This is a genomic window from Pseudohongiella sp. SYSU M77423 (assembly GCF_029911965.1).
Taxonomy (GTDB): domain Bacteria; phylum Pseudomonadota; class Gammaproteobacteria; order Pseudomonadales; family Pseudohongiellaceae; genus Pseudohongiella.
The window spans coordinates 56,233-76,058 of record NZ_JARYTH010000002.1; the positions used below are offsets into that span (position 1 = coordinate 56,233).

The 19,826-nt window shown below is 56.6% G+C and carries 21 protein-coding genes; all 21 read left to right on the forward strand.

Going from position 1 to position 19,826, the window contains the following annotated elements:
* The first annotated feature begins 159 nt into the window (after positions 1–159).
* On the forward strand, positions 160–2,283 hold the full coding sequence (flhA, locus tag QGM61_RS04060) for a flagellar biosynthesis protein FlhA (protein ID WP_281132543.1): 2,124 nt from the start codon (positions 160–162) through the stop codon (positions 2,281–2,283).
* Positions 2,284–2,316: 33 nt separating this feature from the next.
* Positions 2,317–3,468: a flagellar biosynthesis protein FlhF gene (gene flhF / locus QGM61_RS04065; protein ID WP_281132110.1), complete on the forward strand. Its 1,152-nt coding sequence runs from the start codon at positions 2,317–2,319 to the stop codon at positions 3,466–3,468.
* Positions 3,469–3,496: 28 nt separating this feature from the next.
* Positions 3,497–4,309, forward strand: coding sequence for a MinD/ParA family protein (locus QGM61_RS04070; protein ID WP_317622154.1), 813 nt, complete (start codon positions 3,497–3,499; stop codon positions 4,307–4,309).
* Positions 4,310–4,312: 3 nt separating this feature from the next.
* Positions 4,313–5,035, forward strand: a complete 723-nt coding sequence (locus tag QGM61_RS04075; RefSeq protein WP_237134262.1) for an RNA polymerase sigma factor FliA — start codon at positions 4,313–4,315, stop codon at positions 5,033–5,035.
* Between the two features lie 145 nt (positions 5,036–5,180).
* On the forward strand, positions 5,181–5,573 hold the full coding sequence (cheY, locus tag QGM61_RS04080; protein WP_237134261.1) for a chemotaxis response regulator CheY: 393 nt from the start codon (positions 5,181–5,183) through the stop codon (positions 5,571–5,573).
* 10 nt (positions 5,574–5,583) lie between these two features.
* Positions 5,584–6,264: a protein phosphatase CheZ gene (locus tag QGM61_RS04085; RefSeq protein WP_281132112.1), complete on the forward strand. Its 681-nt coding sequence runs from the start codon at positions 5,584–5,586 to the stop codon at positions 6,262–6,264.
* A gap of 51 nt (positions 6,265–6,315) precedes the next feature.
* The gene (locus QGM61_RS04090; RefSeq protein ID WP_281132113.1) at positions 6,316–8,514 is read left to right on the forward strand and encodes a chemotaxis protein CheA; all 2,199 of its coding nucleotides are present in this window, start codon (positions 6,316–6,318) and stop codon (positions 8,512–8,514) included.
* 14 nt (positions 8,515–8,528) lie between these two features.
* On the forward strand, positions 8,529–9,599 hold the full coding sequence (locus QGM61_RS04095; RefSeq protein WP_281132114.1) for a chemotaxis response regulator protein-glutamate methylesterase: 1,071 nt from the start codon (positions 8,529–8,531) through the stop codon (positions 9,597–9,599).
* 1 nt (position 9,600) lies between these two features.
* Positions 9,601–10,410: a ParA family protein gene (locus tag QGM61_RS04100; protein WP_237134257.1), complete on the forward strand. Its 810-nt coding sequence runs from the start codon at positions 9,601–9,603 to the stop codon at positions 10,408–10,410.
* A complete protein-coding gene (locus QGM61_RS04105) occupies positions 10,403–11,311 on the forward strand; it encodes a chemotaxis protein CheW (RefSeq protein WP_281132115.1) in 909 nt (302 codons plus the stop codon). Before QGM61_RS04100 ends, QGM61_RS04105 begins: the two co-directional genes overlap by 8 nt.
* A 149-nt stretch (positions 11,312–11,460) precedes the next feature.
* Positions 11,461–11,934, forward strand: a complete 474-nt coding sequence (locus QGM61_RS04110; RefSeq protein WP_237134255.1) for a chemotaxis protein CheW — start codon at positions 11,461–11,463, stop codon at positions 11,932–11,934.
* A gap of 13 nt (positions 11,935–11,947) precedes the next feature.
* Positions 11,948–12,346, forward strand: coding sequence for a DUF2802 domain-containing protein (locus QGM61_RS04115; RefSeq protein WP_281132116.1), 399 nt, complete (start codon positions 11,948–11,950; stop codon positions 12,344–12,346).
* Between the two features lie 27 nt (positions 12,347–12,373).
* Positions 12,374–13,114 (forward strand): cytochrome c biogenesis heme-transporting ATPase CcmA, encoded by a 741-nt coding sequence (gene ccmA, locus QGM61_RS04120; protein WP_237134253.1) that lies wholly within the window; start codon positions 12,374–12,376, stop codon positions 13,112–13,114.
* Positions 13,111–13,821 carry a heme exporter protein CcmB gene (gene ccmB, locus QGM61_RS04125; protein ID WP_237134252.1) on the forward strand — a complete coding sequence of 237 codons (711 nt, stop codon included), beginning with the start codon at positions 13,111–13,113 and terminating at the stop codon, positions 13,819–13,821. Before ccmA ends, ccmB begins: the two co-directional genes overlap by 4 nt.
* Before the next feature lie 107 nt (positions 13,822–13,928).
* A complete protein-coding gene (locus QGM61_RS04130) occupies positions 13,929–14,669 on the forward strand; it encodes a heme ABC transporter permease (RefSeq protein ID WP_237134251.1) in 741 nt (246 codons plus the stop codon).
* A gap of 11 nt (positions 14,670–14,680) precedes the next feature.
* A complete protein-coding gene (ccmD, locus tag QGM61_RS04135) occupies positions 14,681–14,932 on the forward strand; it encodes a heme exporter protein CcmD (RefSeq protein ID WP_237134250.1) in 252 nt (83 codons plus the stop codon).
* On the forward strand, positions 14,929–15,384 hold the full coding sequence (ccmE, locus tag QGM61_RS04140; protein WP_237134249.1) for a cytochrome c maturation protein CcmE: 456 nt from the start codon (positions 14,929–14,931) through the stop codon (positions 15,382–15,384). Before ccmD ends, ccmE begins: the two co-directional genes overlap by 4 nt.
* Positions 15,384–17,381, forward strand: coding sequence for a heme lyase CcmF/NrfE family subunit (locus QGM61_RS04145; RefSeq protein WP_281132117.1), 1,998 nt, complete (start codon positions 15,384–15,386; stop codon positions 17,379–17,381). The genes ccmE and QGM61_RS04145 overlap by 1 nt, the downstream gene beginning before the upstream one ends.
* 2 nt (positions 17,382–17,383) lie before the next feature.
* A complete protein-coding gene (locus tag QGM61_RS04150) occupies positions 17,384–17,935 on the forward strand; it encodes a DsbE family thiol:disulfide interchange protein (RefSeq protein ID WP_281132118.1) in 552 nt (183 codons plus the stop codon).
* The gene (locus tag QGM61_RS04155) at positions 17,932–18,507 is read left to right on the forward strand and encodes a cytochrome c-type biogenesis protein CcmH (RefSeq protein ID WP_237134246.1); all 576 of its coding nucleotides are present in this window, start codon (positions 17,932–17,934) and stop codon (positions 18,505–18,507) included. Before QGM61_RS04150 ends, QGM61_RS04155 begins: the two co-directional genes overlap by 4 nt.
* A 9-nt stretch (positions 18,508–18,516) precedes the next feature.
* Complete coding sequence (ccmI, locus tag QGM61_RS04160; RefSeq protein ID WP_281132119.1) at positions 18,517–19,815, forward strand: c-type cytochrome biogenesis protein CcmI; 1,299 nt, start codon at positions 18,517–18,519, stop codon at positions 19,813–19,815.
* The last annotated feature ends 11 nt before the right edge of the window (positions 19,816–19,826 follow it).

Below are 19,826 nucleotides of genomic sequence, written 5' to 3' on the forward strand. Positions count from 1 at the left end.
TTGCGATACCCCTGTGTAATAGCTGATCAGCGCCAGACAAACCCCTGGTTTGGCGGTGCTGGCTCAGAAAAGCGTCAATAATTCGACCGCGGATACTGGTAAGTGACAGTTATCCGTCACAGGAACTTCGCAACAGCGATGATGAATATCGGCAATAACATGAATCGCGGCACGTTGATGTCAAACGCGCGCAGTTTTACCGACGGCAACCTGGGTATCCCGGTGTTGCTGCTGGTCATCCTGGCGATGATGACGCTGCCGATTCCGCCGTTTTTGCTGGACGTTTTCTTCACCTTCAACATCACCATCGCACTGGTTGTGCTGTGTGTGGCCGTCTACGCGATGCGTCCACTGGACTTCGCGGTGTTCCCGACCATTCTGCTGGTTTCCACACTGCTGCGCCTGGCGCTCAACGTTGCCTCCACACGTGTGGTACTGCTGAATGGTCACGAGGGAGGCGCGTCAGCCGGTAAGGTCATCGAGTCCTTTGGTGAGGTTGTGATCGGTGGCAACTACGCGGTTGGTCTGATCGTGTTCATGATTCTGATCATCATCAACTTTGTGGTTGTGACCAAGGGTGCGGGCCGAATCGCCGAGGTAAGCGCGCGTTTCACCCTGGATGCGATGCCCGGCAAACAGATGGCCGTTGATGCTGACCTGAATGCTGGCATCATTGACCAGGAGCAGGCCCGGGTGCGTCGTCAGGACATTACCCAGGAAGCCGACTTTTACGGTGCAATGGACGGTGCCAGCAAGTTTGTTAAAGGCGACGCTATCGCCGGCATTCTGATTCTTGTGATCAACATCGTGGGCGGTCTGGCAATCGGCATGATGCAACACGGCCTGGATTTTGCCACGGCAGCCGAGCGCTATGCACTGCTGACTATCGGTGACGGTCTGGTGGCTCAGATTCCGGCACTGGTGCTGTCCACCGCAGCTGCCATCATGGTAACCCGCAACAACAACTCCGAAATGATGGGCGCCCAGGTCGTCGGGCAGATGTTCGCGACACCGCGCGCGCTGGGTATTGCCGCTGCCATTCTGTTTGTCATGGGTATCGTGCCGGGCATGCCGCATTTTGCCTTCCTGTCGCTGGCCCTGGCGGCCGCCTGTGGTGCAGTGTTTATCTATATGAAAGGTCAGCGCGCGCTGCAGCCGACCGCGGAACAGAAGGCCGTCGAGAAAGCCGATCAGGAGAAGAAGCAGGCACAGGCCGCGGAACCCCAGGAGCTTGGCTGGGGCGATGTCACGCCTGTGGATATAGTAGGTCTGGAAGTGGGTTATCGCCTGATTCCCATGGTCGATAAAAGCCAGGGCGGACAATTGCTCGCCCGCATCAAGGGAATTCGCAAAAAGCTGTCGCAGGAGCTGGGTTTCCTGGTGCCGTCTGTGCATATTCGCGACAACCTGGATCTGCAGCCGAACGAATATCGTATCAACCTGATGGGCGTCAATATCGGCGGCGCTGACATCTATCCGGAGCGGGAAATGGCCATCAATCCGGGACAGGTCTACGGACAGGCCCAGGGTATCAATGCCAAAGATCCCGCATTTGGACTGGACGCCATCTGGATCGAACCATCCCAGCGTGAACAGGTGCAGGGGCTGGGCTACACCGTGGTTGACGCCAGCACGGTTATCGCTACCCACATGAATACCCTGTTGCAGAAGCACGCCCACGAACTGCTGGGCCATGACGAGGTTCATGAGCTGCTGTCCATTCTGGGCAAATCGTCCAAAAAACTGGCTGAAGAACTGCCCAGTCTGATCAATCCCAATATTCTGCGCCGGGTGCTGCAGAACCTGTTGCAGGAAGATATTCCTGTCAAGGACATGCGCACCATCGGCGAGGCGCTGGCTGTGACCGCTTCCCGAACGCAGGATCCGACCGCTTTGACGGCAGCTGTCCGGGTTTCTCTGGCGCGTGTGATCGTCCAGGGTATTTATGGAAACCGTTCGGAATTGCCGGTTATTACGCTGGATCCTTCGCTGGAACAGATATTGCTTAAAGCAGTACAGCAGGCGATGCAGCATGGTGACGGATCGGCGGAAGAGAACGTGGTTATTGAGCCTGGCATCGCAGAAAGGCTGCAGCAGTCACTGATTCAGGCTGCGCAGCGGCAGGAAATTGCCGGCAATCCTGCCGTTCTGCTGGTTGCCGCGCCGCTGCGTCCGACGCTGAGTCGATTCGTGAGATTTACCACGTCAGGGGTACGGGTGTTGTCCTATCAGGAAATTCCGGACAACAAGCAAATCACCATTGTCGCCACACTGGGACAATGACAGAAACAACATTGAGATCGAAGAGGGCAGAGCATGCAGCTTAAGAAATTCGTGGCCAAAGATATGCGCAAAGCACTGATGGACGTGCGCCAGGCATTTGGTGAAGATGCGGCTATTCTGTCAACCCGCAGCGTTGAGGGCGGTGTTGAGGTGGTGGCCACGCCTGCGCCGGCCTCGCCTGACAAAGCGGCGGAGTTTAATGCTGCCAATGAGCCTTCGGTCAGCAAAGCGGAATTTGGCGCCATGCGCTCTGAACTGAACAGCATTCGCAGCCTGCTGCAGCAGCGCCTGAATGGACTGGCCTGGGATCAGTTTGCCCGCCAGACACCAGCTCAGGCTGCGATCTGGGAGCGACTTGTGGCGATGGGCCTGCCCGGCAATATCAATCAGCGGCTGCTGGATCTGGCAGGCCAGGCCCGCACGCTGGATCAACTCTGGCGCCAGACCTTATCGGCGCTGGTCAAAATGACGCCGGTACACAGTGCCGATCCTGTCAGCACCGGCGGCATTTTTGCCTTCCTGGGTCCGACCGGCGCTGGTAAAACGACCACCATCGCCAAACTTGCCACCAGGTTTGTGCTGGCGAATGGTCCGGAAGAGGTTGCGCTGGTTACCACGGACAGCTTCCGACTGGCTGCCCACGAGCAACTGCGCACGCTGGGTCGCATACTTGGCGTAACGGTACGGATTGTTGATAATCAGCATTCACTGGGCGATACGCTGCAGAGTCTGGCCCACAAGCGTCTGGTTTTGATCGATACAGCAGGTCTGCCATCGCGGCATCCGGAGCAGCAGCGACAATTGTCTGAGCTGGCTGACCAGCCACAGGTTCAAAACTGGGTGGTACTGCCTTGCACGGCTCAGGGCCAGGTGCTGCAGGCGGCGTGGAAAACCTGTTCGACGGCAGGCGTGTCAGGGTGTATTCTGACACACTTGGATGAAGCCTGTGTGATGGGCGAGGCGTTGGCGCTGTGTATTGATCGCGCCGTGCCAGTAGTATACGAAACATTTGGCCAGGCCATCCCCGATGACCTGGCTGTGGCGACTGCGCAGGCGCTCGTCAAACGGGCGGTGGCACTGGGTCGGGCTCAGGCCGCGACGCCCGTGGATCGCGCACGCGTCATGAACAATTTTGGCAGCCAGCCGCCGAGCAGAGCGGCCGCAGCAAAACGTGCCGCGATTTAGGGGCACGGGCTGATCAGGTAGGAGATTTATAGGGATGCATCCCATACAGGTACTGGCAGTAACCGGCGGCAAGGGCGGTGTCGGAAAAACCAGTATTTCGGTGAATTTAAGTCTGGCAATGGCCCAGGCTGGCAGACGTGTGGTTTTGATGGATGCCGACCTGGGACTGGCGAACGTTGACATCCTGATGGGCGTCAAGGCCGACAAGACCATTGCCGAGGTCATGGCGGGAGTCTGTGATCTGCGCGATGTCATGATCGAGACGCAGGGCATCAAGATCATTCCGGCATCATCTGGTGTACAGACGCTGGTCAATATGGGCGCCAATCAGCATGCGGGCATCATTCATGCCTTCAGCGATCTGTCCGATGAGCTTGATGTACTGGTCATCGACACGGCGGCTGGCATCTCTGACTCCGTGGTCAGTTTTGTGCGCGCGGCGCAGGAAGTGCTGGTTGTTGTGTGCGATGAGCCCTCGTCGATGACGGACGCTTACGCACTGGTCAAGTTGCTGAACCGTGATTGCCAGTTGCGCGATTTCCGGATTCTGGCGAATATGACAAGATCGCCACAGGAAGGTCGCAACCTGTTCAATCGGTTTGCGGCAGTTACCAGCAAGTTTCTGGATGTTAATCTGCGGTATGCCGGTGACATCCCCTTTGATGAGACAGTACGCAAGGCCGTGCAGCGACAGAAGCCAGTGCTTTTGAGCTATCCGGGCGGCAGAGCGGCTGATGGATACCGACGTCTGGCGTCGGAAGTGCTGGGTTGGCCGGTGCGAACTGAGGCAACTGGTCAGTTGGAATTTTTTGTGGAACGACTTGTACAGGGCATGGCCTGAGATATGGGTGCAACACTTTATCAGGACGTTCAAGTAGCCGGGGCAGACGACCTGGTCATACAGCATGCGCCGCTGGTGAAGCGGATTGCGCACCATCTGTTGATGCGTATGCCATCCAGCGTGCAGCTCGACGATCTGATCCAGTCAGGCATGATTGGCCTGCTGGAAGCTGCCCGTAAGTATGATGTCAGCAAGGGAGCCAGTTTTGAAACCTATGCAGGCATTCGAATTCGCGGTGCCATGCTGGACGAAATCAGGCGCGGCGACTGGGCACCGCGGTCTGTACACCGCAAGAACCGGCAGGTAGCCGAAGCCGTCAAGGCCATTGAGGCGCGCACCGGCACTGACGCCAAAGATCATGAGATTGCTGCCGAAATGGGTGTCGATCTCGATACCTACTACACCATTCTACAGGATGCCAGTGGCAGCCGCCTGTTCAGCTTTGATGATCTGACGCAGGGTGGTGATGATTCCTCGATCGAAGTAGCCTCGGGTGAAGTATCCGGTCCCTCGGAAGAGCTGCAGGAGGATAACTTCCGTGAGCATCTGTCCGAAGCCATAGATGGGCTGCCCGAGCGCGAAAAGCTGGTCCTTGCCCTGTATTATGACGAAGAACTGAATCTCAAGGAGATTGGCGAGGTTCTGGGTGTCAGCGAATCCAGGGTCAGCCAGATCCATTCCCAGGCCGCCCTGCGGCTTCGTTCGCGTCTTCAGGAATGGCGTTGAGCCCCTTCCGTCCGCTAAAATTGCATTAATTGCACTTATTTAGCAGTTCGCTCTAAATTTTTTCACTTTCCAAGCGATAACATTGCCAGGGGAAACCATATTGTTCAGGTTGCCCCCGGACAGATTTCATGACCTGGAGGCGGTTTTGGACAAAAACATGAAGATTCTCATTGTTGATGACTTCTCAACAATGCGTCGAATTATCAAAAACCTGTTGCGGGATCTTGGTTTTACCAATACAGCCGAAGCTGATGACGGCAACTCCGCCCTGCCCATGTTGGAAAACGGAAGTTTTGACTTCCTGATTACCGACTGGAACATGCCAGGCATGACCGGAATCGATCTGCTGAAGGCTGTGCGGGCCAGCGAGAAGCTGCGCGGACTGCCTGTGCTGATGGTAACCGCGGAGGCCAAACGGGATCAGATCATTGCGGCTGCGCAGGCAGGGGTCAATGGCTACGTAGTTAAACCTTTTACGGCTGCTGCGCTGGAGGAGAAGATCGAAAAGATCTTTGAGCGCATTGAAGCCACCAGCTGAGGGACCGTCAATGGCTGAGATAGACCAGGAACGCTACGAGTTGCTCTATCGTGAAGTGGGGCGCCTGACCCGGGCCCTGCACAACGCCATCCGCGACTTTCACGTTGGCATTAACGTGACAGGCAGCGCCGAGGTTGAACACGAACTGTCTGAGATGGCGGACGCCCGAAGCCGGCTTAACTACGTTATCAAGATGACAGAAGAAGCCGCCAACAAGACCATGGATCGGGTGGATGACTCGATCCCGATTATTCAGAGCATGGTGGAGCAGAGCAATGAGGTTGGTGATCGCTGGGCTCAGTACGTCGCCTCTCGCTCTTGCTCCGATGATGAGAAAAAGCTTTTTGAAGACGTGAGTGGCCTGCTGTCACGCGTCAATTCGGAAGGCAGTGGCCTGCACGGCAACCTGACCGACATTTTGATGGCACAGGGATTTCAGGATCTTAGCGGTCAGGTGATCAAGCGCGTCATCGGTCTGGTCAGTGATGTGGAAAAAAGCCTGGTTAATCTGGTCAAGCTGGCCAGCAGTGTTGAAGAAGTAGCCGGGATTGAACGAGTGGTGCAAGTTAACGATCCGAAAGAGGATGCTGAACGGCGCCTGCGTGCTGAAGGCCCGCAGACAAAAACCAGTCAGGATGTTGTTTCGGGTCAGGATGATGTAGACGATCTGTTATCCAGCCTGGGTTTTTGACTAACGCAACAGCGGGCAGCTGATAACGCTCAGGTAGAAAAGGTGGACAACATGAGTTTTTTTGACGACGAAGAGATTCTTGAGGATTTTCTGGTTGAAGCCGGAGAAATTCTCGAACAGCTCTCTGAACAGCTGGTCCAGTTGGAAAAACAACCGGATGACAAGAACCTGTTGAACGCCATTTTTCGCGGTTTTCACACCGTCAAAGGAGGCGCCGGCTTCCTTCAGTTGAATGCCATGGTGGATTGCTGCCATGTCACCGAAAACCTGTTTGACAATCTGCGCAACGGTCACCGCAAAGTAACGGCCGAGCTGATGGATGTGGTACTGCAGGCGCTGGACACCGTTAATGGCATGTTTGCCCAGGTCAAGGAGGGGCAGGCTCCTGATCCAGCCCCCCAGGCTTTGCTTGATGCACTGCAGGCCCTGGCCAGCGGCGAAGATATCACAGAGCCGCTGGCTGACAATCCCGAACCCGTTGCTGAAGAAAGCACGGACGATATGAGTGATGAGGAATTTGACCAGCTGCTGGCCTCTCTCGACTCTGCTGATATCGCGGCGGACGCCGAAGGCAGCATCAGTGCCAGCGACGACGAAGAAATCACTGAAGAAGAATTTGAAGCACTGTTGGATCAGTTGCAGGGCAAAACGCCAGAGCCTTCAGCTGCAAAGGAAGTATCTCCCGAGAAGCCGGCCGATACCGCGAAGCAGTCCGTCGGCTCGTCCAGCCAGCCATCGGCTGACGAAAGCTCATTAGAGCCTGCAGAAACAGAGCAGAGCGCGACTGCCTCAGCCAGTGGCGGCGATGAAATAACCGACGAAGAATTTGAAGCCCTTCTGGACCAGTTGCATGGTTCAGGTTCACATGGTGGTGTGCCATCTGGCGCTGTCAGCGCGGCTAAGAAAAAGGCTGAAACTGCTGAAGCCAGCAAAAATGACAAACCCGCCAGTGCTAAAACGGGCAGTGCGGCCAAACCAGCCAGCGCCACCAAGCCAGCATTGCGGGCAGTGCCAGACAGCAAGCCGGCGGCCAGTGCCCAGCCAGCCGCTCCGGCAGCGGCCGCTAACGCAGCTGCCAAAGAGGCGCCGGAAACAACCGTCCGTGTTGATACCCGTCGCCTGGACGAAATCATGAACATGGTGGGTGAGCTGGTATTGGTCCGAAACCGTCTGGTTCGTATAGGCTCCACTGCTGCAGATGAAACACTGTCCAAGGCGGTTGCCAATCTGGACCTTGTGACAGCCGACCTGCAAACCTCTGTCATGAAGACGCGGATGCAGCCAATCAAGAAAGTGTTTGGTCGCTTCCCGCGCGTCGTGCGAGACCTGGCGCGTAATCTCAAGAAGGAAGTCGCGCTTGAGCTGCACGGTGAAGAAACCGATCTGGACAAGAACCTGGTAGAGGCGCTGGCAGACCCGCTGGTGCACCTGGTGCGAAATGCCGTGGACCACGGTATCGAACTGCCTGAGCAGCGTGAGAAGAATGGCAAATCGCGTCAGGGAACAGTTTTGCTCGCAGCTGAGCAGGAAGGCGACCATATTCTGCTGACCATCAGTGACGACGGCAATGGCATGGATCCTGATGTGCTGCGCCGCAAAGCCGTTGAAAAAGGTTTGATGGACAAGGATGCTGCGGATCGACTGAGCCGCTCTGAATGTTTTGATCTGATTTTTGCACCAGGCTTCTCGACCAAAACCGAAATTTCGGATGTCTCTGGCCGTGGCGTTGGTATGGATGTGGTCAAGACCAAAATTTCGCAGCTCAATGGCACCATCGCCATCGAGTCGAATCCGGGCAAAGGCTCGCGTATTGAAATCAAGGTACCCCTGACCCTGGCCATCATGCCGACGCTGATGATCGTTGTTGGAGACCAGACCTTTGCGCTGCCGCTGGCGAATGTCAGTGAGATATTCAATCTGGATCTCAGCCGAACCCACGTCGTCGACGGGCAGCAGGTGGTGACGGTACGCGACAAGGCGTTGCCACTGTTCCATCTGCGCCGCTGGCTGACCCATCAGGGTGGCAGCGATGCCATCAAGACTGAAGCGAACGTTGTCATAGTGCACGTGGGTACACAGCGAGTCGGATTTGTGGTTGACACGCTGATCGGTCAGGAAGAGGTTGTCATCAAACCCCTGGGTCGTATGCTGCACGGAACTCCGGGTATGGCTGGTGCCACGATTACCGGTGATGGTCGCATTGCCGTTATCCTTGATGTGCCCGGTCTGCTGAAGCGATATGCAGCGTAACAGGAACTGACACTATGACAATAAAGGTTCTGGTAGTTGACGATTCGGGCTTCTTTCGCCGGCGTCTCAGTGAGCTGATCAATGCCGACAGTCGCCTGGAGGTAATCGGAACGGCGGTCAATGGTCAGGAAGCTGTGGACCAGGCGGCTCGACTGAAGCCGGATGTCATCACCATGGACTATGAAATGCCGGTCATGGACGGCATTACGGCCGTGCGGCACATTGTGCAGGCCAGTCGCACACCTGTGTTGATGTTCTCCTCGCTTACCTATGAGGGGGCGCGTGTCACACTTGATGCGCTGGAAGCCGGGGCGGTTGATTACCTGCCCAAAAACTTTGAAGATATTTCGCACCACGCTGAAGAACTGCAGAAGATTCTGTGTGAACGCATTGTGGTTGTATCACGCAGCCGCAGCCGGTCAGCGCCGGCAGCCATTGCCAGCGCACCCGCGGCAGCGCCGGCGCAGGCGGAGACGCGCAGCTTCGAGCCAGCGGCATCAGGGCGTGGCAATCTGCGTCACGCGCAACTGGTGATTATTGGAGCCTCAACCGGTGGCCCGATGGCACTGCAGGAGGTGCTGACAAAGCTGCCAGACTCGTTTCCGTTGCCAATACTGCTGGTACAACATATGCCTGGCACCTTTACACGTGCGTTTGCCGAGCGTCTGAACCGCATCGCCCGGATAAGCATTGCCGAGGCCAGTGATGGTGACGTGCTGAAACCCGGGCATGCCTATCTGGCGCCAGGTGGCAAGCAGATGCTGGTGGAAGGGCGCAGTTCTTTGCGGGTCAGAGTCATTGACGGTGATGAGCGCTTGAATTACAAACCATCGCTGGACGTGACCTTCGGGTCGGCAGCACGCGACCTGGGTAACAAAGTGCTGGGAGTTGTGTTGACTGGCATGGGCTCTGACGGTCGTGATGGTGCCAGGATGTTAAAAACAAACGGGGCAACAATCTGGGCACAGGATGAAGAAAGTTCAGTCATCTATGGAATGCCCATGGCTGTTGCCAAAGCAGGTCTGGTAGACGAGGTGCTGCCGTTGAACAAGGTGGCAGCGCGTCTTTGTCAGGAGATATGCTGACATGCATGTATGGTCGGTAGCCAATCAGAAGGGCGGAGTCGGCAAGACCACCACAACGGTGGCGCTGTCGAGCCTGTTGGCTGATCGGGGTAAACGTGTGCTGATGCTGGACCTTGACCCGCAAGGGTCCTTGGGCAGTTACTTCGGACACGCACCCGAGAATGCAGCCGGCAGCAGCTTTGAGTGGTTTGTTGGACCCGGGCGCCTGTCGGACCAGGTATTGCGCCAGAGCATCCAGCCAACGGCCTACAAGAATCTGATGCTGGTCCCGGGCAGTACTGCGCTGGCTACTCTTGAGCGCAGCGCTGTCACCCAGGAGGGCATGGGGCTGGCCATTTCCAGAGCGCTGAGCAAGCTCTGGGATGACTTTGATTATGTACTGATCGACAGCCCACCCACACTGGGTGTATTGCTGATCAATGCCCTGGCAGCCTCGGAACAGTTGATTGTCCCGGTGCAGACGGAATTTCTGGCCATCAAGGGCGTGGAGCGAATGCTGAATACCCTGCAGATGGTCAACCGGTCACGCCGCCACCCATTGCCATTCCTTATGGTGCCAACGCTGTTTGACCGCCGCACTCACGCCAGCGTCAGCAGTTTTCGCTATATGCGAAAAACCTGGCCGGAGGTTACCTGGCAGGCGGCCATTCCAGTCGATACCCGATTGCGCGATGCCAGCTCTCAGGGTGTAACGCCATTGTCGCTGGACCCTGAAAGCCGTGGAGTGCAGGCCTATGGCAGTTTGCTTAAAACGCTTTTGAAGATGGAGGCTGATCGACTGGCCGGCACTGTGGAGGCAAGCCATGCGTGAGATCAGGACGGCTGCAAAAGTGGATGTTGTTCAGGACTACCTTGACGCATTGCTGAGAGATGTCACGCAGGATTTCATGCCCTCGGTTCGGGCCGTGCCTGCACAATCCCGACGCATACCAACATTCGCTGATCCCGACATAGCCCTTGCTGACGAGGAAGTCGTCGTCCCGCCAGTTGTTGAACAGGAATTTGTGGCTGAGCCGGCGCTTGAAGAGCCTGTCGAAGAGCCGGTCCTGCAGGCTACCTCCGCAGCGGCAGTTGCAGCGGAGGAAAAAACGGAACAGCGGGTCGCGGGAAAAGTAGCGGAAAAAGAATCTGACCAAGAGCCCATCGCCGCCAAAAAGGCTGATGTGGATGCCGAGACTCAGCTTAATACGCTGGATATCGCCCAAGCGGCCCAGCAGGTTCGGGGGCTTCGCCAGGCGCCGGAATGGGCAAACAAACCCTTCGCCAGTCTGCTGTTTAGTGTCCTGGAGATGGACATGGCGGCCCCACTGCACGATCTGGGCGGCATTTGTCCGATTGAAGACGGCAAAATTCAGCCGGTTGCCGGTCAGGCAAGCTGGTTTATGGGGCTTCTGCGCTGGAATGGGAAAAACATTCGGGTGATTGATACTGCTGATCTGTTAATGCCGGAGCGTTGCCCCGCTGATCGCAAGCACCGGCAGGACTACCAGTCTGTGATTGTGCTCGGCGATTCGCTCTGGGGTCTTGCCGTCAGTCACGCTGAAGAGTCAGTACGCCTTGAGCCATCGCAGCTGCGCTGGCGTGAGGGCGGCAGCAGTCGGCCCTGGCTGGCGGGAACACTGCTTGATCGTCTGTGCAGCCTGCTGGATGTGGAAGTGCTGAGTTCAATGCTGGCAGCTGCCGACCGCGGCTTGGACAAGAACAAGAGCTAATTGGTACAAAAACTGCATGCTCATCGGTATCAGTGCCGTTTTTTGGCACTCATGCCGGCAAAGGCCCAGCTGATCGGCAGGAAATTGACCTCAGACGTACAATTCCGCTGTGTGGCCGCTAAAAATTTGACGCCTGGATAGAGGTAGATATGGCAGAGGCAACTAAAAAACTGGACGATCAGGTCCTGCAGTGGGTGACATTCAACCTGGAAAACGAGACCTATGGCGTCAATGTCATGGTCGTCAAAGAAGTGCTGAAGTTTCAGGATATTGCCCCGGTTCCGGGTGCCCCCGACTATGTCATGGGCATCATCAATATCCGTGGCACTGTCATCTCTGTGATCAACACGCGCCGCCGTTTTGGTCTGCATGATCGTGAGCCAGATGACAACACACGTATTGTGATTCTGGAAATTGGCAAACACGTGCTTGGTATTGTTGTTGATAGTGTGGCGGAAGTCGTTTACCTGCGCGGGTCGGAAATCGAAACTGCCCCGCAGGTCAATAAAGACGAAACAGCCCGATTCATCACCGGTGTCTGCCATCGCGAAGATCAGCTTCTGATTCTGGTCGAGCTGGACAAGCTGTTAACGGAAGAAGAACTGGCCGAGCTGGACAACTAACCAGGAAAACACGATGACATTAATCGTACTTGCTGCACTGACCGCTGTCTCCGCGCTGCTGATGCTGGTGGTCATGGGGATGCAATGGGCCAATCTACGCCGTATCCGCGGTCTGGAGGAGTCGCTGCTGGAAAGCCGCAAAAAACAGGAGGCACTGCAGCGCGAGAGCAACAAAACCATTCTCACGCTGGGTAAGGCGCTGGCGGCCGTTGATCAACGGCTGGGCCAGACCCAGCGTCGTCAACAAGACCTGGAAAACAAGGACAGCGGCAGTCTGACCTATGCCCAGGCGAGCAAACTGATTCAGATGGGCGCGGCGCCGGAAGATCTGGTCAAGTCCTGTGGGCTTTCAGAGGCCGAAGCCAAACTGGTTTCACTGATGGCCGCGCGTGGTGTCGGACGCGTGTCTTAAAGACAAGCGTCCTGCAAAGCGTTTATAATGGCAGGGATGAGCCTGCCGACTTCTTCTTCAGAATCTCCCGTCTCCGCTGCGCCTGGATCCGCGACCTTTGCGCGTGAGCAGTCCGGCGGCGTCCCCTTGCTTCAGGCCCGCTCGCTGTTCTGTGAACGAGATGAGCGCGTGCTTTTCAGTGATTTTCAGCTCGATATTCATGCCGGTCAGCTGGTGCAGGTGCTGGGCAGCAATGGCAGCGGTAAAACTACGCTGCTGCGAATCCTGTGCGGCCTGAACGATAGTTACGAAGGCGAGATTCTGTGGCGCGGTCAGCCCGTTGAAGAGCAGCGTGAGACCTTTCTGGCATCACTGCTCTATATCGGGCATCGAGTGGGCGTAAACCGAATCCTGACACCGCGCGAGAATCTGCGTTGGAGTGCCTCACTACATAGTCCAGTAGAAGACGATCGAATCGAAGCGGCCCTGGCGCGTGTAGGCCTGCGAGCCTACGAAGATATTCCCTGTCGCAATCTGTCCGCAGGGCAGACCCAGCGGGTTTCGCTGGCCCGGTTGCTGATCAGTCCGGCTGCCTTGTGGATTCTCGACGAACCCTTTACCACGCTTGATGTCTACGGTGTCCGCGACCTTGAGTTGCTGCTGGCCGAGCATGTGGGCAAGGGTGGGGCGGTGCTGGTGACAACCCACCACCGCCTGGATGTGCCCTGCGAACTGCACCGAGTCAATCTCGACAATCCCTCGGAACGCACGGTGGTGCCTGCCTCATGACGCAGCCGACCTCCACATCATCTGCGGTGACTGTCAGCACCAGTGCAGCGTTTGTCGCTACGCTGAAGCGAGATTTGCTGGTGGCTTTCAAGCGTCGCAACGACCTGCTCAATCCCATCATGTTTTTTCTGATTGTTGTGACCCTGTTCCCGCTTGGGGTCAGTTCGGATCCGGTGGAGCTGGCCCGCATCTCGGCAGGTGTAGTCTGGGTCTCAGCGCTACTGGCGTCCATGCTGTCACTGGACAATCTCTATCGTGCAGATTACGAAGACGGTTCGCTGGAGCAGCTGTTGCTGTCACCCCAGCCGCTGTTTTTTCTGGTGCTGGCCAAGAATATTGCCCACTGGCTGATCGCGGGATTGCCGGTTGTGCTGCTGTCGCCGTTGCTGGCTTATATGCTGTACCTGCCGCAAGAAGCCTATGTCACGCTGGTGTTGAGCCTTCTGATTGGCACACCAGTACTGAGTCTGATCGGATCGATCGGCGTGGCACTGACAGTGGGACTGGGCAGTCGTGGGCTGATTCTGGCCGTAATCGTTTTACCACTGTCCATGCCCGTGCTTATAATCGGCGCCAAAGCGGTGAGCGACATTATGTTTGGCCTGCCAGTCGGCACTCATTTCGCCTTGCTGGGCGCCATACTGGCGCTGACGTTGACAATGGCGCCACTGGCATCAGCCGCCGCACTGCGGATCAGCGTGAATTAATCGATCTGAATGATAACGCCGATAGAGCGTTACAAAGCGTAACAGGGGCGTTAGAATGCCCATGTTATAGTCCACTTATCAATAGCTTGGGGTAGGGTGAGCCGGTCATGTGGCTGTGGTTTTCTAAATTGGGGTCGCCGCGTTGGTTTTATGAACTGTCCGGCAAGTGGTTGCCCTGGCTGTACGCAGCGATGGTATTACTGGGCGTGATTGGACTGACCTGGGCCTTATTGTTCGTCCCTGAGGATTATCAGCAGGGGCAAACCATCCGCATCATGTACGTTCACGTACCTGTGGCGAGTATTTCACTGGCGGCATTTCCGCTGATGGCCGTAGCGGGCACTATTACCCTGGTCTGGAAGATGAAACTGGCAGATATGGTTGCCAAATGTGCGGCACCCATAGGCCTGTGGTTTACCGGCCTGGCGCTGGCTACCGGCGCGATCTGGGGTGAGCCGATCTGGGGTACCTGGTGGGCCTGGGATGCACGACTGACCTCCATGCTGATCCAGTTTTTCCTGTTTATTGGCGTAGTGGCTCTGCGCTCGGCGATTGAAAGCCCTGACAACGCTGCCAAAGCCTGCGCAGTACTGTCTATAGTGGGTGCCATCAACGTGCCAATTATCAAGTACTCCGTGGAGTGGTGGAATACACTGCACCAGCCCTCCAGCGACTACTCCATGGATCCTGTATCACCCAATCCGCCGGAAGTGTGGGTGCCACTGGTCATCATGATTTGCGCCGTTTACGTATTTTTTGTCATTACCCTGATTCTGCGCACCCGGAATGAAATTCTGGTTCGCGAACGCCGGTCGCAATGGGTGAAAGATCTGGTGGCCAGGGCCTGAGGGGAGCGATCATGCCGACACTGCAGTTTTCAAGCCTGGGTGAGTTTCTCCAGATGGGCAATTACACCTTTCACGTGTGGATTGTCTACCTGTTGTTTGCCATCTTCATCAGTTACAACCTGCTGCAGCCGCGCCTGCAGCGCAAACAGTTTGTTCAGGAACAGAAACGCCGGGCCAACCGTGATGCCGAGCTGGCAGCGCGGGCCCGGTCGACGTCATCAGGGGCGGGCCACGCTGGCCCGGACAATGGGAGCCAGTCATGAAACCGCATCGCAGAAAGAAGCTGGGTATTATTCTGTTTATTGCCACAGGTTTGAGTGTTGCCATTGGCCTGTCGCTGTATGCACTCAGCAGCAATATTGATCTGTTTTTTACACCGTCACAGGTGGCTGCTGGAGAAGTGACACCAGGTCAGCGAATCCGCGTTGGTGGCATGGTCAAGGAAGGTTCTGTCGAGCACAATCAGCAGGACCTGCAGGTGCGTTTTATTGCCACTGATTACAGCCATGACGTCGATATTTATTACAGCGGCATACTGCCCGACCTGTTCCGCGAAGGGCAGGGCATTGTGGTGGAAGGAGCTATGGGAGCAGATGGCACATTCATAGCATCGCGGGTCCTTGCCAAGCACGATGAAAACTATATGAGTCCCGAGGTCAAAGCCGCCATGGATGCTGCCGAGCTGCAGCGCAGCATGACGCAGGGAGGCACCTGATGATTCCGGAACTTGGTAATTTTGCGCTGATCCTGGCCTTCTGCCTGAGCATTGTGCTGGGCACATTGCCGATAATCGGTGCCGCTCGTGACAACACGCTGTGGATGTCGCTGGCACGTCCTTTGACGGCTGGTGTTTTTGTTTTTCTGAGCATCAGTCTGGTGATTCTGGGCTACAGCTTTGTCACCGATGATTTTTCCGTGCAGTTTGTTGCCAACCATTCCAACACCAATCTACCTTTGCAGTACAAGATAACGGCAGTGTGGGGTGGTCACGAAGGCTCCTTCCTGTTCTGGACCTGGATGCTGGGGGGCTGGATGCTGGCAGTGTCCATTTTCAGCAAATCTGTGCCGGAGGAATTCATCGCCCGTGTGCTCGGTGTCATGGGTCTGATCTGCGTGGGTTACACGCTGTTCATGCTGGCGACATCAAACCCCTTTGATCGTGTCCTGCCGCTGCCACCGGCAGACGGTGCTGACCTGAATGCGGCGCTGCAGGATTTTGCTTTTATTGTGCATCCGCCGTCGCTGTACATGGGGTATGTTGGCTTTTCTGTGGTGTTTGCCTTTGCCGTCGCCGCACTGCTCAGCGGGCGTCTGGATGCGGCCTGGGCGCGATGGTGCCGGCCCTGGGCCAATGCTGCCTGGGCGATTCTTACGCTGGGGCTGTCACTGGGCTCCTGGTGGGCCTATTACGAACTGGGCTGGGGTGGATGGTGGGCCTGGGACCCGGTAGAGAATCCGCCGCTGATCACCTGGTTGCTCGGTGCGGCTATGATTCACTCGCTGGCGGCAACAGAAAAGCGTGGCGTGTTCAAGAGCTGGACCGTGCTACTGGCCATCATGGCCTTTGCCTCCAGTCTGCTGGGTACCTTTATCACGCGTTCGGGTCTGCTGACCTCGGTCCACGCGTTTGCAACGGATCCGACGCGCGGCGTATATATCCTCGGTTTTCTGGGTCTGATCGTCGGCGGGTCGCTGCTGCTGTATGCCATCCGTGCGCCCATTCTCAAAAGTGAGTTCGGATTCGGCAACTGGTCTCGGGAAGTTTTCCTGCTGGCCAACAACCTTATCCTGGTCGTGGCGAGTGCCGCAATCCTGCTCGGTACCCTGTATCCCATGGTGTACCAGGCGGTTTCCGGTGGAGACCTGATATCGGTGGGTCCGCCGTACTTCAATACCATTTTTGTACCCCTGATGGGCATTCTGGTTGTACTTCTTGGCATCGGTCCGGTGGCGCGCTGGAAGCGCACTTCACGTGAGTATCTGCGGCAACAGCTGACACGCGTGGCCATTGCTGCGGTAGTGCTGGGTGTGGCGATACCGGTGCTGCTGACCATGTCTGTACCACTTGGCACTATTGGTGTGTGTGTTCTGGCGCTATGGATCATGTTCTCGATGCTGCGTGATGTGGCCGGCAAAGTGGCCAACAAACCGTCGCTGATGGCGGGGCTCAAGAGTCTGCCGGTCAGTTACTGGGGCATGCAGCTGGCACATTTTGGATTTGTCATGACCATGGCCGGCGCCTGCCTGACCAGTATCTACAGCATTGAACGCAGTGTGTTGCTGCAGGCCGGTCAACAGGCAGATCTGGGGCGTTACACTTTTGTGTTTGAAGGTACGCGGCCAGTGCAGGGGCCCAACTATATAGCTGATGAGGGCACGATCCGGGTGCTGCGTGACGGCGAGTTCCTGCGTACGCTGCATCCGCAGAAGCAGCTCTACACGGCCAGCAATACACCCGCGACCCACATGGGTATTGATGGTCGCTTCCTGCGCGATCTGTTCGTGACGCTGGGTGACCCGCGAGACAATGGTGCCTGGTCGATGACCCTGTACGTCAAACCCTTTGTGCGCTGGATCTGGCTGGGAACCATCTTCATCGCCTTTGGTGGCATTCTTGCAGTGACTGATAAACGTTATCGACGCTACAAGGTCAGCAAGCAGGCAAGCGCTGATGAGCAGCCAGCTGAAGCCAGGCTGGCAGGAGAGCACTGATCATGAAAAATCTGAAGCTGTTTCTTCCCGTTATTGTGTTTGCAGTACTGGCGGTGTTCATGTGGCGCGGTCTGTATCTGGATTCGCGAACGCTTCCATCCATGCTGATCGACCGGGAGTTGCCCGACTTTGAGCTGCGCACGCTGGAACCTGGCGATCAACTGGCGACTGTCGAGGATCTACCGGATGAACCGTTTATCCTGAATATCTGGGGCAGCTACTGTCTGCCGTGCCTGCAGGAAAATCCGATTTTCATGGCAGCGCGTGAGCAAAACCTCGTGCCCATTATTGGCGTTAACTACAAAGATACCGATGATGCCGCGCGTGAATGGCTGGACATTAACGGCAATCCCTTCACGCTGAATATAGTTGATGACACTGGCCGCTATGGTATTGACCTGGGTGTATATGGTGCACCTGAAACCTTTATTGTGGATGCCAATGGTTTCATCCGCTACAAGCATATCGGCACCATCGATTACCGTGCCTGGCAGGATGAGATAATGCCGGTTGTCCGTCAGTTGCAATCGGAGAACCAGGTGGCAGGCTCATGAGCGTTTCTGCAACCCTGATACCGGGCCGCCGACTGCAGCCGCAGTACCTGCTGGCCTGCCTTGCTTGCGTGTTCGCCGTGTGGATGATCATCAGTCCTGAGGTTCAGGCGCAGGCGCCGGTGGATGTCTATGATTTCGAGACCACCGAGCAGGAGCAGCGATTTCGCCAGCTATCCAATGATTTTCGCTGTCCGATGTGTCAGAACGCCAATCTGAGCAGCTCGCCGGGTGGCGTTGCAGCGGATCTGCGTCGCGAGATCTATCGCATGATCATGGAAGGCATGAGCGATGAAGAAATTGAAGCGTTCATGCTGCAGCGCTATGGCGATTTTATTCTGTATCGTCCCCGATTGACGCTGCAGACAGTTTTACTGTGGTTTGGTCCCATCCTGTTCCTGCTGGCTGGTGTGTGGATTGCACGCAACATCACCCGCAGCAGTGGCGGCAGAGCGGAGACGACTGATGAGACTGAGCGCGAAACGGCAGTGACGCTGAGCGCCGAGGAAAAAGCCCGGTTGTCCCGCCTGCTGAATGATCAGCCCGATGCCGACAACCCCACCAACCGATCTTGAGGTGACTACTTGTTCTGGATAATCAGCAGCCTGCTCTTTGTGCTGGCGATTGTATTTGTGGTGCTCCCGCTGCTGCGACACTCGAAGCGTGTGGTGGTGGGTGAGCGCGAGCGCGACGCCGCCAACCTGAGGATTTACCGCGAACGCCTGGCCGAACTGCAGGCAGAGCTTGATGAAGGGCTGATCGATAAGCCGCAGTACGATGCGCTTGAGGCGGAGCTGTCACGTACAGTGCTGAGTGACGTCAGTGCCGATGCCCTGAACCCTGCTGATCGCAAAAAGAATCCAGGCAAACCCTTGTCATGGCTTGGTCCATCGCGCCTGATCCCAGTGATCATGGTTTTGGCAATGCTGCCAGCCACTATTTATCTGTACAGTGTATGGGGAGCTGGCAATGACCTGCGCGTCGCCGAATTGTTTGAGCGCAGCCGACAGGCTCAAGACGATCCGCAGGCCCTGCAGGACCTGATATTTGAACTGGGTGCCGTGATCGAGAACGATCGCAGTAATGGCTGGGCCTGGTATTTCATGGCCCGTAACCTGGTGTCGCTGGGACAGTTCAATGAAGCCGCGCTGGCGTTCCGAAATGCTGCAGACAATATTGAGCATCCGCAGGACCAGGCTGTTATCCTCGGGCAATACGCGCAGGCACAGTATGTTGCGGAGGGTCAGCAGATGACCGGGCGGGTGCAGGAAATCATCACCCGCGCGCAGCGTCTCAACCCGTCCGAACCGTCGGTATTGCAGCTGCTTGGCGCCGACGCATTTGTTAACGGCGATTATCAGTCAGCTCTGACCTATTGGCAGCAGCTGCTGGGAAGTACCGTGCAGGGCAGTGAAGATGCCCAGTTCCTGCGCGCCATGATCGCCGAGGCGCAGGCTCAGTTGATGCAGCAGGAAGGTGGTGAAGTCGATACGGCAGGCACGCCGCAACTTGAGATCAGCCTGGCACTGTCACCTGAAATCGATGTCCCTGGCGAGACGCGCGTGTTTGTGTCGGCACAGGACACCAGCCGTCCCGGTCCACCGCTGGCGGCGAAATTGATGACTGTCGCGGATCTGCCGGCAATTGTCAGCCTGAGTGATACTGATGCGGTGGGCCCATTTAACCTTTCCTCGGCAGAGGAGGTCATTGTGGTGGCCACTGTGGCTGTGGGTGGAACCGCTGATGTGCAAAGCGGCGATTATCAGGTGCGCTCAGAACCTGTTAAGCTGAACACATCAGCTGATGAGCCAGCTGCAGATGCTGACAGTTCCGGGGCGGAGCCGGTCAGATTGCAGATGCTGATCAGCGATGCTGTACCCTGAGCCGACAGTTG

Excerpts from the sequence above, each read along its gene's own strand:
- flhF (WP_281132110.1), top strand. The coding sequence starts at position 2,317 with ATGCAGCTTAAGAAATTCGTGGCCAAAGATATGCGCAAAGCACTGATG.
- QGM61_RS04095 (WP_281132114.1), top strand. The coding sequence starts at position 8,529 with ATGACAATAAAGGTTCTGGTAGTTGACGATTCGGGCTTCTTTCGCCGG.
- ccmE (WP_237134249.1), top strand. The coding sequence starts at position 14,929 with ATGAAACCGCATCGCAGAAAGAAGCTGGGTATTATTCTGTTTATTGCC.
- ccmB (WP_237134252.1), top strand. The coding sequence starts at position 13,111 with ATGACGCAGCCGACCTCCACATCATCTGCGGTGACTGTCAGCACCAGT.
- QGM61_RS04100 (WP_237134257.1), top strand. The coding sequence starts at position 9,601 with ATGCATGTATGGTCGGTAGCCAATCAGAAGGGCGGAGTCGGCAAGACC.
- ccmD (WP_237134250.1), top strand. The coding sequence starts at position 14,681 with ATGCCGACACTGCAGTTTTCAAGCCTGGGTGAGTTTCTCCAGATGGGC.
- QGM61_RS04115 (WP_281132116.1), top strand. The coding sequence starts at position 11,948 with ATGACATTAATCGTACTTGCTGCACTGACCGCTGTCTCCGCGCTGCTG.
- QGM61_RS04110 (WP_237134255.1), top strand. The coding sequence starts at position 11,461 with ATGGCAGAGGCAACTAAAAAACTGGACGATCAGGTCCTGCAGTGGGTG.
- QGM61_RS04090 (WP_281132113.1), top strand. The coding sequence starts at position 6,316 with ATGAGTTTTTTTGACGACGAAGAGATTCTTGAGGATTTTCTGGTTGAA.
- ccmA (WP_237134253.1), top strand. The coding sequence starts at position 12,374 with ATGGCAGGGATGAGCCTGCCGACTTCTTCTTCAGAATCTCCCGTCTCC.
- QGM61_RS04150 (WP_281132118.1), top strand. The coding sequence starts at position 17,384 with ATGAAAAATCTGAAGCTGTTTCTTCCCGTTATTGTGTTTGCAGTACTG.
- QGM61_RS04105 (WP_281132115.1), top strand. The coding sequence starts at position 10,403 with ATGCGTGAGATCAGGACGGCTGCAAAAGTGGATGTTGTTCAGGACTAC.
- QGM61_RS04085 (WP_281132112.1), top strand. The coding sequence starts at position 5,584 with ATGGCTGAGATAGACCAGGAACGCTACGAGTTGCTCTATCGTGAAGTG.
- QGM61_RS04145 (WP_281132117.1), top strand. The coding sequence starts at position 15,384 with ATGATTCCGGAACTTGGTAATTTTGCGCTGATCCTGGCCTTCTGCCTG.
- QGM61_RS04075 (WP_237134262.1), top strand. The coding sequence starts at position 4,313 with ATGGGTGCAACACTTTATCAGGACGTTCAAGTAGCCGGGGCAGACGAC.
- flhA (WP_281132543.1), top strand. The coding sequence starts at position 160 with ATGAATCGCGGCACGTTGATGTCAAACGCGCGCAGTTTTACCGACGGC.
- QGM61_RS04155 (WP_237134246.1), top strand. The coding sequence starts at position 17,932 with ATGAGCGTTTCTGCAACCCTGATACCGGGCCGCCGACTGCAGCCGCAG.
- QGM61_RS04130 (WP_237134251.1), top strand. The coding sequence starts at position 13,929 with ATGTGGCTGTGGTTTTCTAAATTGGGGTCGCCGCGTTGGTTTTATGAA.